Source organism: Mycobacterium sp. 1423905.2, assembly GCF_001673155.1.
GTDB lineage: Bacteria > Actinomycetota > Actinomycetes > Mycobacteriales > Mycobacteriaceae > Mycobacterium.
The window spans coordinates 1-13,920 of record NZ_LZLE01000302.1 but is presented as its reverse complement, the minus strand read 5'-3'; the positions used below and the strand labels follow the sequence as shown (position 1 = coordinate 13,920).

At 66.1% G+C, this 13,920-nt stretch carries 11 protein-coding genes and 1 tRNA gene; 8 read left to right on the top strand and 4 right to left on the bottom strand.

Going from position 1 to position 13,920, the window contains the following annotated elements; genetic code table 11:
* Positions 1–2,635, top strand: a 2,635-nt coding sequence (locus tag A9W95_RS19940) for a LuxR C-terminal-related transcriptional regulator (protein ID WP_067416682.1), incomplete at its 5' end; no start/stop codon positions are given.
* A gap of 45 nt (positions 2,636–2,680) precedes the next feature.
* Here the strand turns inward: A9W95_RS19940 and A9W95_RS19935 are convergent.
* The 4 genes from A9W95_RS19935 to A9W95_RS19920 all read right to left on the bottom strand — a co-directional run bounded on the left by A9W95_RS19935 (position 2,681) and on the right by A9W95_RS19920 (position 4,357).
* Positions 2,681–2,752: transfer RNA gene (locus A9W95_RS19935), tRNA-Val, on the bottom strand.
* A 49-nt stretch (positions 2,753–2,801) separates the two neighbouring features.
* Entirely contained in the window at positions 2,802–3,263 is a 462-nt protein-coding gene (locus tag A9W95_RS19930; RefSeq protein WP_067416679.1) for a peroxiredoxin, read from the bottom strand.
* Positions 3,263–3,685, bottom strand: coding sequence for a DUF3052 domain-containing protein (locus A9W95_RS19925; RefSeq protein WP_067416677.1), 423 nt, complete (start codon positions 3,683–3,685; stop codon positions 3,263–3,265). The genes A9W95_RS19930 and A9W95_RS19925 overlap by 1 nt, the downstream gene beginning before the upstream one ends.
* Positions 3,686–3,766: 81 nt before the next feature.
* On the bottom strand, positions 3,767–4,357 hold the full coding sequence (locus tag A9W95_RS19920; protein ID WP_082983214.1) for a hypothetical protein: 591 nt from the start codon (positions 4,355–4,357) through the stop codon (positions 3,767–3,769).
* A gap of 138 nt (positions 4,358–4,495) precedes the next feature.
* Between A9W95_RS19920 and aceE the strand changes: the two genes are divergently transcribed.
* The 7 genes from aceE to A9W95_RS19885 all read left to right on the top strand — a co-directional run.
* Entirely contained in the window at positions 4,496–7,288 is a 2,793-nt protein-coding gene (gene aceE / locus A9W95_RS19915) for a pyruvate dehydrogenase (acetyl-transferring), homodimeric type (RefSeq protein WP_067416674.1), read from the top strand.
* Between the two features lie 206 nt (positions 7,289–7,494).
* The gene (locus tag A9W95_RS19910; RefSeq protein ID WP_067416672.1) at positions 7,495–8,814 is read left to right on the top strand and encodes a CdaR family transcriptional regulator; all 1,320 of its coding nucleotides are present in this window, start codon (positions 7,495–7,497) and stop codon (positions 8,812–8,814) included.
* 137 nt (positions 8,815–8,951) lie between these two features.
* Entirely contained in the window at positions 8,952–9,860 is a 909-nt protein-coding gene (locus A9W95_RS19905) for an ACP S-malonyltransferase (RefSeq protein WP_067416667.1), read from the top strand.
* Between the two features lie 76 nt (positions 9,861–9,936).
* On the top strand, positions 9,937–10,284 hold the full coding sequence (gene acpM, locus A9W95_RS19900) for a meromycolate extension acyl carrier protein AcpM (RefSeq protein WP_067416664.1): 348 nt from the start codon (positions 9,937–9,939) through the stop codon (positions 10,282–10,284).
* A complete protein-coding gene (gene kasA / locus A9W95_RS19895) occupies positions 10,281–11,531 on the top strand; it encodes a 3-oxoacyl-ACP synthase KasA (protein WP_067416661.1) in 1,251 nt (416 codons plus the stop codon). Before acpM ends, kasA begins: the two co-directional genes overlap by 4 nt.
* A 28-nt stretch (positions 11,532–11,559) precedes the next feature.
* The gene (gene kasB, locus A9W95_RS19890; protein ID WP_067416658.1) at positions 11,560–12,813 is read left to right on the top strand and encodes a 3-oxoacyl-ACP synthase KasB; all 1,254 of its coding nucleotides are present in this window, start codon (positions 11,560–11,562) and stop codon (positions 12,811–12,813) included.
* A gap of 71 nt (positions 12,814–12,884) precedes the next feature.
* Positions 12,885–13,920 (top strand): carboxyl transferase domain-containing protein (locus tag A9W95_RS19885; RefSeq protein WP_067416655.1); only part of this gene is annotated, 1,036 nt, incomplete at its 3' end.

Below are 13,920 nucleotides of genomic sequence, written 5' to 3'. Positions count from 1 at the left end.
CATTGCAGAGGCGCTGACCGACAATCGGCTCGTCACATTGACCGGTGCCGGCGGTGCGGGTAAGACCCGGTTGGCCGTCCAGGTCGCGGCCAACCGAGCCACCGATTTCGCCGATGGCGTGTGGTACGTCGACTTGGCACCCATAACCGACCCCGACGTGGTACCCGTGACGGCCTCCCGCGCGCTAGGCCTCCTCGACCAACCCGGCCAACCGACAATGAACGTCCTGGTGCGTTTCTTGCGCGACCGTCATACCTTGCTGCTGCTCGACAACTGCGAGCATCTGCTCGACGCCAGTGCCCAACTCATCACCGACCTGCTGGGCACCTGCCCCACCCTGACGCTGCTCGCCACCAGCCGCGAACCGATCGGGGTGCCCGGCGAGGTGAGTTGGCGGGTGCCTTCCCTTTCGCTGACCGATGAAGCGATCGAGTTGTTCAGTGACCGTGCCCGCCGGGCCAAACCTGACTTCCGCATCACTGGCGACCACTTGGCAACCGTGACCGAGATCTGCCGCAGGTTGGACGGGCTACCGCTGGCGATTGAGCTTGCCGCCGCACGAATCCGGGCGCTGTCGCCACGGGAGATCCTCGACAGCCTGCATGACGCGTTTCGTCTGCTGACCGGCGGAGCACGGACGGCGGTGCGCCGACAGCAGACCTTGCGCGCGTCGGTGGACTGGTCGCACGCGATGTTGAGTGATCCGGAGCAGGTTCTGTTCCGACGGCTGGCGGTATTCCTCGGCGGTTTTGATCTCGACGCCGCCCGCGCCGTGGCGTGCGGTGCCGAGACCCAGCGTTATCAAGTGCTCGATCAGCTCAGCTTGCTGGTCGACAAGTCGCTGTTGATCGCCGAGGACACCCCGAGCGGCACTCGCTATCGACTGCTGGAAACGGTGCGCCAGTACGCCATCGAAAAGCTCGCCGAGTCTCGTGAGGGCAACGACATACGCTGCCGACATCGCGACCACTACACCGCGATGGCCGCCTTACTCGACGCGCCGGCGGCGGCGGATTACCGACAGCGCATCGAGCGGGCAGAAGTCGAAATTGACAATCTCCGAGCCGCTTTCGCGTGGAGCCAGGAGAGCTCGGATTCCGACCAGGCGTTGAGGTTGGCCTCCGCGCTGCAGCCGTTGTGGCTAACCCGAGGCCGCATCCAGGAAGGACTGGGCTGGCTAGACGCCGCTCTCGCCGGAACGAACATCGACAGCGCCGGTGTTTCGGAGATTCAGGTACGAGCTTCGGCGAACAAAGCCATGCTGCTCTCGGCGCTGGGTCGAGCCGACCTCTTCAATGACGCCGAACAGATCCTGGCCATGGCACGTGAACTCGGCGACCGCGGGCTCGTGGCCCGAGCGCTTACCGCATCCGGCATGATGGGCGCTCCCTATAACCCGCCGTTGGCCCGGCAGTACTTCACCGAAGCTGCCGGTATTGCCCGCGACTTGAACGATCTCTGGTGGTTGGGTCAAGTGCGGGCGTGGGAATCGATCTCAGGTCTCATCGTCGGTGAGCCGATCGCTGCGCTTCAGTCGGCCGCCGATGAGGGACGCCGGATCGCCGACAGCATCGGTGACAGCTTCGTGTCCCGTCAATGCCGCTTCGTGCTGGGCTGGGTGCGGATCTTCTACTCCGACATACATGGGGCGGCGACAGGCTTCGGAACTTTGATCGAGGAGTGTGGGGCCGACCACGATCCGATGTCTTCGATGTATATCTCGGTGGTGCAAGCGTTCGTGTTGGCGTATGCCGGAGACACGGACGGGGCGAAGGCATCAGCGGACTCGGCCCGCCGACACGCATCCGAACTGTTCGAGTACTACCAAGGCGCGGTCGACGCCGCGTTTGGGATAGCCCATTTGGCCGCTGGTGAGGCATCGTCGGCATGGGCAGCGTATGAAGCGGCGCGGGAGCGGACGAACCTGGATCCGCAGATTTCGTCCATCTTCAGCTGGGCGCCGTTGGGCCCGTTAGCTTGCGGCGATGTCGCGGCGGCTCGTCGCTGGGCCGACGACGTGGTCGGCGCGACCAAGGGCGGCGGTCAGTCTCTGGCACTCGCTTGCCGGGCGCGTGTGAGGATCGCCGAGGGCGATCTCGACGCTGCCGAGCGCGACGCCTATGACGCGCTCGACTTGGCCGACCGCATCGGCGGTGACCTCGTAGTCTCCTACGCGCTCGACTGCCTTGCCATGGCCGCGGCTGGCGAGGGCAACCGCGCATTCGCGGCGCGACTTTTCGGCGCCGCGGATGCGGCGCGCCGTCGCACCGGGGTGGTGCGATTCAAAGTTCTCGACGCCGGCAACGATGCCGAGCTAGCGGGGCTCCGAAATACCATGGAAGACAATGAATTCGACGCCGCCTGGGCCGAAGGTGCCGCGCTCTCCACCCAGGATGCGGTGGCCTACGCTCGGCGCGGTCGGGGTGAGCGCAAGCGCGGCGGCAGCGGCTGGCCGTCGCTGACGCGCACTGAACTCGAGATCGTACGGCTGGTTAGCGAGGGGCTGGGCAATAAGGACGTCGCGGCCCGGATGTTCGTCTCTCCCCGCACGGTCCAGGCCCATCTCACCCACATCTACGCCAAGCTGGGCCTGACCTCGCGGGTACAGCTAGCCCAGGAAGCCGCGCGGCATTGAATCCCTGCTCGACGGCGTTCGGCCCAGCAACGCCACCGATATTAGTGGGCGCGGACGGTATCGAACCGCCGACCGCTGGTGTGTAAAACCAGAGCTCTACCACTGAGCTACGCGCCCTTATGCCCCGGCGCAGGCTACACGCGCAAACGCCGGGAGCCCAAACCGCTCAACCCGTCAGCGCCGCCAGCGCATCGGTCCACATCCGTTGATCACGCGCTTCACCGGGCTGCTTCATCTCGGCGAACCGGATGATCCCCGACCGGTCCACAGCGAAGGTGCCCCGATTGGAGATGCCGGCCTGCTCGTTGAACACCCCGTAGGCCTGGCTCACCGCGCCATGCGGCCAGAAATCCGACAACACCGGAAACAGAAAGCCGTTCTGGGTCGCCCAGATCTTGTGCGTCGGCGGCGGCCCCACCGAGATGGTCAGCACCGCCCGATCGTCGTTCTCAAATTCCGGCAAATGGTCCCGCACCTGATCGAGTTCACCTTGGCAGATGCCGGTGAATGCCAGCGGGAAAAACACCAGCAGAACGTTCTTGGCGCCTCGATAGTCGCTGAGCGTGACGGGCTGTTGATTCTGGTCGCGCAGCGTGAAGTCGGGGGCGATGGCTCCGACGTCGAGCATCAGCGCTTCCCGGCGCGGGACTTGGGCTGCACCAGCCGGCTGGCGCTCCAATTCCCGAGGTTGACCGACGAGGTGGGCATCAAGCCGGCGGTGGGAGCCGCTTCGGCGATCTCGGCCGGCAGCACATGCCCAGGTCGGCCGGTCTTGGGCGTCAGAACCCAGATCACGCCGTCTTCGGCCAGCGGGCTGATCGCATCCATCAGCGTGTCCACCAGATCCCCGTCGCCGTCACGCCACCACAGCAGCACCACATCGACGACCTCGTCGGTGTCTTCATCGAGCAAGTCGGCGCCGCACGCCTCTTCTACTGCCGCGCGGATGTCGTCGTCGGTGTCTTCGTCCCAGCCCCACTCCTGGACGACTTGGTCTCGTTGGATGCCCAGTTTGCGAGCGTAGCTCGGGGCGTGATCCGCCGCGACCACCGTGGAACCTCCTTCGAAACATCCGCACGACGTGCGCTGGGGTTTATCGTCGCACAAGCTCGGCCCGGTCGATACCGGACCTCAGTAGGAAGCTCTGCATAAGTTCAGTGCCTTCGTTTTCGCGTCGTTGAGGGCGTCGACGCGTCGATTGAACTCCGCCGTCGGCGCGTGCGTGGCGATCGCGTTGGCCACCGCCCGGGCCGCATCGACGTAGGCGTTCAACGCGTCGCGCATCTGCGGGGACAACGCAGCGCTGTAGCTGCCTTCCACCTGCTGAGCGCTGTCGTTGAGCGCCGCGATGGCTGGCCCCTCAGTGGGGCCGGTGTTGCGGCCCGCGTTGAACGCCCCGACGAACGCATTCACCTTGTCGATGGCGTCTTTGCTGGTCGTGGCCATCGTGTCGCAGGAGGTATGAATGGCCCGGGTCGTCACCGACTGCTGACGCTGTGACTCCCGGACGCTGGACGTCGCCGAGGAGGCCGACACCGAGGCCGACACCGACGAGCGGTAGGCGGGCGCGACGTTGGTGTCGGGCGTGGCCGTACCTTCGGTCACGCTGGTACACCCCACGATGCCCATCGCCAGCACCGCCATACACCCGAGCGCCGTAGCACCTCGCCGGGGGAAATCCCCCTTGTGCGTGCGAGGGACGGCACGCCATCCGATGAGCACGGGGTCTGACGTTACCGGGTCGAGGTCCCACCTGTCCCAGATGCACCGTGTTCGGTTTCTGGTTGCGGGTATCCGCCCGGGACGCCGGTGCGGCACGATAGAGGCAAGGCAGGCCCCCGCCACCTTAGGAGTAGTGAGTTGACGACCGAGTTCGCGCGCAACAATCTGGCGAAATCATCAAGTAACGCAAGCGAACCCGACCGGGTCCGGGTGATCCGCGAAGGCGTGGCGTCGTATCTGCCCGACATCGACCCGGAGGAAACCTCGGAGTGGTTGGAGTCCTTCGACCAGCTTCTGGCGCGATCGGGACCGGCGCGCGCCCGGTACCTCATGTTGCGGTTGCTGGAACGCGCCGGCGACCAGCGCGTCGCCATCCCCGCGCTGACCTCCACTGACTACGTCAACACCATCCCCACCGAGCTGGAACCTTGGTTCCCCGGCGATGAGGACGTCGAACGCCGTTACCGGGCGTGGATCCGGTGGAACGCGGCCATCATGGTGCACCGCGCGCAACGACCCGGCGTCGGCGTCGGCGGCCACATCTCCACCTACGCCTCGTCCGCGGCGCTCTACGAAGTGGGCTTCAACCACTTCTTTCGCGGCAAATCGCATCCCGGCGGCGGGGATCAGGTGTTCATCCAGGGCCACGCCTCCCCCGGCATCTATGCGCGGGCCTACCTCGAAGGCCGGCTGTCCGCCGATCGGCTAGACGGCTTCCGTCAGGAACACAGCCATCCCGGCGGTGGGCTGCCGTCCTACCCACACCCGCGGCTGATGCCCGACTTCTGGGAATTCCCGACCGTGTCGATGGGACTCGGCCCGCTCAACGCCATCTACCAAGCCCGGTTCAACCACTACCTGCACGACCGCGGCATCAAAGACACCTCCGATCAGCACGTGTGGTGCTTCCTCGGCGACGGCGAAATGGACGAGCCCGAAAGCCGCGGTCTGGCGCACGTCGGCGCGCTGGAAGGCCTGGACAACCTCACCTTCGTCATCAACTGCAACCTGCAGCGCCTCGACGGCCCGGTGCGCGGCAACGGCAAGATCATCCAGGAGCTCGAGTCGTTCTTCCGCGGCGCCGGCTGGAACGTCATCAAGGTGGTGTGGGGCCGCGAATGGGACACCTTGCTGCACGCCGACCGCGACGGCGCCCTGGTGAACCTGATGAACTCCACCCCCGACGGTGACTATCAGACCTACAAGGCCAACGACGGCGCCTACGTGCGCGACCACTTCTTCGGCCGCGACCCGCGCACCAAGGCGCTCGTCGAGAACATGAGCGACCAGGAAATCTGGAATCTCAAGCGCGGCGGCCACGACTACCGCAAGGTCTACGCCGCCTATCGCGCCGCCGTCGACCACAAGGGGCAACCGACCGTCATCCTGGCCAAGACCATCAAGGGCTACTCACTGGGCGCCCACTTCCAGGGGCGCAACGCCACGCATCAGATGAAGAAACTTGCGCTCGACGACCTCAAAGCCTTCCGCGACTCCATGCGTATCCCGGTCAGCGACGCCCAACTGGAGGAAGACCCCTACCTGCCGCCGTATTACCACCCCGGTGAGGACGCTCCAGAGATCCGGTACATGCTCGACCGGCGACGCACGCTGGGCGGATTCCTGCCGGAACGCCGGACCAAGTCCAAGGCGCTCAAGCTGCCGGAGCGCAAGATCTACGCGGCGATGAAGAAGGGCTCCGGGCAGCAGGAAGTCGCCACCACCATGGCCACCGTGCGCACGTTCAAAGAAGTGTTGCGGGACAAGGAGGTTGGTCCGCGCATCGTGCCGATCATCCCCGACGAGGCGCGCACCTTCGGGATGGACTCGTGGTTCCCGTCGCTGAAGATCTACAACCGCTACGGCCAGTTGTACACCGCGGTCGACGCCGAATTGATGTTGGCGTACAAGGAAAGTGGAGTCGGCCAGATCCTGCACGAGGGCATCAACGAGGCCGGCTCGGTGGGCTCGTTCATCGCGGCGGGCACCTCGTATGCGACGCACGACGAGCCGATGATCCCGATCTACATCTTCTATTCGATGTTCGGGTTCCAGCGCACCGGTGATGACTTGTGGGCCGCCGCCGACCAGATGACGCGCGGGTTCCTGCTCGGGGCCACCGCCGGGCGGACCACGCTGACCGGCGAGGGACTGCAACACGCCGACGGGCACTCGCTGCTGCTGGCCAACACCAACCCCGCGGTCATCGCCTACGACCCGGCGTACGCCTTCGAAATCGCCTACATCATCGAAAGCGGGTTGGCCCGCATGTACGGCGAAAACCCGGAGAACGTCTTCTTCTACCTCACCGTTTACAACGAGCCGTACGTGCAGCCGCCGGAGCCGGAGAACCTCGATCCCGAGGGCGTGCTGCGCGGCATCTACCGCTACCACGCGGTGACCGAGGAACGCGGCAGCAGGGCGCAGATCCTGGCCAGCGGCGTCTCGATGCCCGCGGCGCTCAAGGCTTCGGAGATGTTGGCCGCGGACTGGGACGTGGCCGCCGACGTGTGGTCGGTGACGAGCTGGAGCGAGCTCAACCGCGACGGAGTCGCCGTCGAGACCCATCGGCTGCGTCATCCCGACGAACCCGCCCGCGACGCGTACGTGACACAGGTGTTGGCCGACACCGCCGGGCCGGTGATCGCCGTATCGGATTGGATGCGCGCGGTTCCCGAGCAGATCCGGCCCTGGGTGCCGGGGACCTATCTGACGTTGGGAACCGACGGGTTCGGGTTCTCCGACACCCGCCCCGCGGCGCGCCGCTACTTCAACACCGACGCCGAGTCGCAGGTCGTCGCCGTGCTGGAGGCGCTCGCGCGCGACCAGGAGATCGACTCGTCGGTGCCGATCAAGGCGGCCCGGCAGTACCAGATCGACGATGTCCAGGCGGCTCGCGGCCAGGACGCCGACGCCGGTGAGGCGACTTGACCGGGGCGCAACAGCAATCACTTGGGCACCGGCCAGCGGCCGTCCTCTTTTTGCCCACCTCAGCGCGACAGACGGCATTGTCGCGCTGAGGTGGGCAAAAACGACACCCATCCGCGGAGAGGCTGCTGTGGCGCATGTGACAACGCCTGACAGAGAACACGCCCCGCTTGGCAGAAGTCTCTAGAAAACAGGCGTAGCTTTTAGGAGTGAACGACAACCAATTCGCCGGTCCTTTCGCCGCCCGGCCCCGTTCGCCGCTCATGCTGCTGGACACCGTCCCCGACTCTCTGCTGCGCCGGTTGAAGCAGTACTCGGGCCGGCTGGCCACCGAGGCCGTCTCGGCCATGCAAGACAGGTTGCCGTTCTTCGCCGATCTGGAAGCCTCGCAGCGCGCCAGCGTGGCCCTGGTGGTGCAGACGGCGGTGGTCAACTTCGTCGAGTGGATGCAAGACCCGCACAGCAACGTCAGCTACACCGCGCAGGCCTTCGAGTTGGTTCCGCAAGACCTGACGCGCCGGATCGCGCTGCGCCACACCGTCGACATGGTGCGGGTGACGATGGAGTTCTTCGAAGAAGTCGTGCCGCTGCTGGCCCGCTCCGAAGAGCAGTTGACCGCGCTGACCGTCGGCATCTTGAAGTACAGCCGGGACCTGGCGTTCACCGCGGCGTCGGCCTACGCCGATGCGGCCGAAGCCCGCGGCACCTGGGACAGCCGGATGGAGGCCAGCGTCGTCGACGCCATCGTGCGCGGCGACACCGGGCCCGAACTGCTGTCTCGTGCCGCGGCGTTGAACTGGGACACCACCGCGCCGGCGACCGTCGTAGTGGGCACTCCGGCACCCGGCGGACCCAACGGTCAGGGCAGTGAACGCGCCAGCCAGGACGTCCGCGACATCGCCATCCGGCACGGCCGCGCCGCACTCACCGACGTGCACGGCACCTGGCTGGTGGCCATCGTCTCCGGCCATCTGTCGCCCACCGACAAATTCTTGAAGGACCTACTGACCGCGTTCTCCGACGGGCCGGTGGTGATCGGGCCGACCGCACCGATGCTGACTGCGGCCTTCCACAGCGCCAGTGAGGCGATCTCGGGGATGAACGCCGTCGCCGGGTGGCGTGGCGCTCCCCGCCCCGTTCTGGCGCGAGAGCTGCTACCCGAACGGGCCCTGATGGGTGACGCATCGGCGATCGTGGCGCTGCACACCGACGTGATGCGGCCCCTGGCCGATGCGGGTCCAACGCTCGTGGAGACCCTTGACGCTTTCTTAGATTCTGGCGGCGCAATTGAAGCTTGTGCCAGGAAGTTGTTCGTTCATCCAAACACGGTGCGCTACCGGCTCAAGCGAATCACCGACTTCACAGGCCGCGATCCCACCCAACCCCGCGATGCCTACGTGCTCCGGGTGGCCGCCACCGTGGGCCAGCTCAACTACCCGACCACTCCGCCGGGCGTTGCCAGCAACATCCTCTCTCAAGCTCCGCTGCCGGTCAGGGGCGCTTCTGCCGCAGCGGCCAGCGGAGAGTGATCTACCCAACAGATCGCGGACCGATCTCAAAAATGTCGCTTACAAGGGTGTTTTGTGGGAGGTATACAAAAACCTAAGACGAGGTTCATAATCTGTTACACCCCGCAAAACCGTCTTCACAGTGTTCTCTTAGACACGTGATTGCGTTGCTTGCACCCGGACAGGGTTCCCAGACCGAGGGGATGCTGTCGCCGTGGCTGGAACTGCCCGGCGCAGCAGACCAGGTTGCGGCGTGGTCTCAGGCTAGCGGCCTGGACCTGGCTCGGCTGGGCACCAGCGCCTCGCTCGAGGAGATCACCGACACCGCGGTCGCCCAGCCGCTGATCGTCGCGGCGACGCTGCTCGCCCACGGCGAACTGGCCAAGCGGGGCCTGCTGGACGGTCGGGACGTCATTGCCGCCGGTCACTCCGTCGGCGAGATTGCGGCCTACGCGATCGCCGGGGTGATGGCCGCCGACGACGCCGTCGCTCTGGCCGCAACCCGGGGTGCCGAAATGGCCAAGGCCTGCGCACTCGAGCCCACCGGCATGTCCGCCGTGCTCGGCGGTGACGAGGGCGAGGTGCTGACTCGCCTCGAGCAGCTGGACTTGATTCCGGCCAACCGCAATGCCGCCGGCCAGATCGTCGCCGCCGGGCGGCTCACCGCGTTGGACAAGCTCGCCGAAGACCCGCCGGCCAAGGCCCGCGTGCGCGCACTGAGCGTCGCCGGAGCCTTCCACACCCAGTTCATGGCTCCCGCCCTGGACGGATACGGCGCCGCGGCCGCTGGCATCGCGACTGCCGAGCCCACCGCCACGCTGCTGTCCAACCGGGATGGCAAGCCGGTAGCGTCCGCGGCCGCGGCCATGCAGACGCTGGTCAACCAACTCACCCAGCCCGTGCGCTGGGACCTGTGCACCGCGACTTTGCGTGAGCACGATGTCACGGCGATCGTGGAGTTCCCGCCCGCGGGCACCCTCACCGGTATCGCCAAACGTGAACTTCGGGGGGTTCCGACGCGCGCCGTCAAGTCACCCGCAGACCTGGACGAGTTGGCGAACCTCTAGTTCGCCGGTTTCGACCAGACCAAAAACGTACGTCAGTTCGTTTGCAACACAACACATTACGAAGGGAAGAAAGACTGTGGCCGTAAGTCAGGAAGAAATCATCGCCGGTATCGCCGAGATCATCGAAGAGGTCACCGGCATCGAGCCCTCCGAGGTCACCCCGGAGAAGTCGTTCGTCGACGACCTGGACATCGACTCGCTGTCGATGGTCGAGATCGCCGTGCAGACCGAGGACAAGTACGGCGTCAAGATCCCGGACGAGGACCTCGCCGGTCTGCGCACCGTCGGTGACGTCGTCGCCTACATCCAGAAGCTCGAGGAAGAGAACCCCGAGGCTGCTCAGGCCCTGCGCGCCAAGATCGAGTCGGAGAACCCCGACGCGGTCGCCAACGTCCAGGCGAGGCTCGAAGCGGAGAGCAAGTGACCAAGCCTTCCACTGCTAACGGCGGTTACCCCAGCGTTGTGGTAACCGCCGTCACGGCGACGACGTCGATCGCGCCGGACGTCGAGGGCACGTGGAAGGGTTTGTTGGCCGGCGAAAGCGGCATCCACGTCCTGGAAGACGAATACATCACCAAGTGGGACCTCCCGGTCCAGATCGGTGGCCACCTCAAGGAGCCCATCGACAACCACATGGGCAGGCTCGACCTGCGCCGCATGTCGTACGTCCAGCGGATGGCCAAGCTGCTCAGCGGTCAGCTGTGGGACGCCGCGGGCAACCCCGAGGTGGACCCCGACCGGTTCTCGGTCGTGGTCGGCACAGGTCTGGGTGGCGCCGAACGGGTCATTGAGAGCTATGACCTGATGAACGAGGGCGGCCCGCGCAAGGTGTCGCCGCTGGCCGTTCAGATGATCATGCCCAACGGCGCCGCGGCGGTGGTGGGTTTGCAGCTCGGGGCCCGTGCCGGAGTGATCACCCCGGTCTCCGCCTGCTCGTCGGGTTCGGAGGCCATCGCTCACGCGTGGCGCCAGATCGTCATGGGTGACGCGGAGATCGCCGTCTGTGGTGGCGTCGAAGGCCCCATCGAGGCGCTGCCCATCGCCGCGTTCTCGATGATGCGGGCCATGTCGACTCGCAACGACGAGCCCGAGCGCGCGTCGCGGCCGTTCGACAAGGACCGCGACGGCTTCGTTTTCGGTGAGGCCGGAGCGCTGATGGTCATCGAGACCGAGGAACACGCCAAGGCCCGCGGCGCCAAGCCGTTGGCCCGGTTGATGGGTGCCGGCATCACGTCGGACGCCTTCCACATGGTGGCCCCGGCCGCCGACGGTGTTCGCGCCGGTCGGGCGATGACCAGAGCGCTAGAGCTGGCGGGCTTGTCTCCCAAGGACGTTGACCACATCAACGCCCACGGGACGGCGACGCCGATCGGTGACACGGCAGAGGCGAACGCCATCCGCGTCGCCGGTTGCGAGCGGGCGGCGGTGTACGCGCCGAAGTCCGCGTTGGGTCACTCCATCGGCGCTGTCGGCGCGTTGGAATCAGTGCTCACGGTGTTGAGCCTTCGGGACGGCGTCATCCCGCCGACCCTGAACTACGAAACTCCGGATCCGGAGATCGACCTGGATGTTGTTGCGGGCGAACCCCGTTACGGCGAGTACCAGTACGCGATCAACAACTCGTTCGGGTTCGGCGGCCACAACGTGGCGCTCGCCTTCGGGCGTTATTAAAGGCAGGAAAGGATCGGTCGCAAGACCAATGACAGAGCTGGTTACCGGGAGAGCGTTCCCGAACGTGGTCGTCACGGGCATTGCCATGACGACTGCACTGGCGTCCGACGTCGAATCCACGTGGAAGATGTTGCTCGACCGCCAAAGTGGAATTCGTACCATGGACGACCCGTTCCTCGAGGACTTCGGTCTACCGGTTCGTATCGGTGGCCGCCTGGTCGAGGATTTCGACAGCTCATTGACTCGCGTCGAGCTGCGCCGGATGGGTTACCTGCAGAAGATGTCCACCGTGTTGAGCCGGCGGGTGTGGGAAAACGCCGGCTCCCCCGAGGTCGACACCAACCGGCTGTTGGTGTCCATCGGCACGGGCTTGGGATCGAACGAAGAAATGGTTCTCAGCTACGACGACATGCGCGTTCGTGGCATGAAGGCGGTTTCTCCGCTCGGTGTGCAGAAATTCATGCCCAACGGCGCCGCGGCGGCCGTCGGGCTGGAACTGCACGCCAAAGCTGGCGTCATCACGCCGATCTCGGCGTGTGCGTCCGGTGCTGAGGGCATCGCCCAGGCGTGGCGCAACATCGTCTTCGGTGAGGCCGACATCGCGGTCTGCGGCGGCGTGGAGATCAAGATCGAAGCCGTTCCGATCGCCGCGTTCGCCCAGATGCGCATGGTGATGTCGACCAACAATGACGACCCGGCCGGCGCCTGTCGTCCGTTCGACAGGGACCGCACCGGCTTCGTGTTCGGTGAGGCCGGTGCGCTGATGGTCATCGAGACCGAGGAGCACGCCAAGGCGCGCGGTGCCAACATCCTCGCCCGAGTCATGGGCGCAGGCATCACCTCCGACGCCTATCACATGGTGGCGCCGGACCCCAACGGCGAACGCGCCGCAGACGCAATGACCCGGGCGATCCAGCTCGCGGGCTTGACGCCGGGCGACATCGACCACGTCAACGCGCACGCCACCGGTACCGCAGTCGGCGACCTGGCTGAAAGCCGGGCCATCAACCGCGCCCTCGGCAGCCACAAGCCGGCGGTGTACGCGCCCAAAGCGGCGCTGGGCCACTCGGTGGGCGCGGTGAGCGCGGTGGAATCCATCCTGACCGTGCTTGCGTTGCGCGACCAGGTCGTTCCGCCGACACTGAACCTGGAAAGCCAAGATCCAGAGATCGATTTGGATGTGGTGGCAGGTGAGCCGCGTCCGGGCGAGTACAACTACGCGATCAACAACTCGTTCGGGTTCGGCGGGCACAACGTGGCGCTGACCTTTGGGCGGTACTAGATCACGTCTTTAGAAAGAGCCAAGGATCACCGGATATACCAGAGCATCACTGTCGAACTAGGAGATCTGCGATGACAATCATGGCCCCCGCGGCGGTTGGCGAGTCGCTCGACCCGCGCGACCCGCTGCTGCGCCTGAGCAATTTCCTCGACGAGGGCAGCATCGAACTGCTGCACGAGCGTGACCGCTCTGGGGTGCTCGCCGCCGCAGGCACGGTGAACGGGGTGCGCACCATCGCCTTCTGCACCGACGGCACCGTCATGGGCGGCGCCATGGGTGTCGAAGGGTGCGCGCACATCGTCAACGCATACGACACCGCCATCGAGGAGCAGAGCCCGATCGTGGGCATCTGGCACTCCGGGGGCGCCCGCTTGGCCGAAGGCGTGCGGGCACTGCACGCAGTCGGGCAGGTCTTCGAGGCGATGATCCGCGCGTCCGGTTACATCCCGCAGATCTCGGTGGTCGTCGGCTTCGCCGCAGGTGGCGCCGCGTACGGCCCGGCGCTGACCGATGTCATCGTCATGGCGCCGGAGAGCCGGGTCTTCGTCACCGGACCCGACGTGGTCCGCAGCGTCACTGGCGAGGATGTCGACATGGCCTCGCTGGGTGGGCCAGAAACTCACCACAAGAAGTCCGGGGTGTGCCACATCGTCGCCGACGACGAACTCGACGCCTACGAGCGCGGCCGGCGGCTGGTCGGATTGTTCTGCCAGCAGGGTCATTTCGACCGCAACAAGGCCGAAGCAGGCGACACCGACATCAAGGCGCTGCTGCCCGAGTCGGCGCGGCGGGCCTACGACGTGCACCCGATCGTGACCGCCATCCTCGACGAGGACACCCCGTTCGACGAGTTCCAGGCCAAGTGGGCGCCGTCCATGGTGGTCGGGCTGGGCCGGTTATCCGGACGCACGGTGGGCGTGCTGGCCAACAACCCGCTGCGGCTGGGCGGCTGCTTGAACTCCGAAAGTGCCGAGAAGGCAGCGCGTTTCGTGCGGTTGTGCGACGCGTTCGGGATCCCGCTGGTGGTCGTCGTCGACGTGCCAGGGTATCTGCCCGGTGTCGACCAGGAGTGGGGCGGCGTGGTGCGCCGCGGCGCCAAGCTGCTGC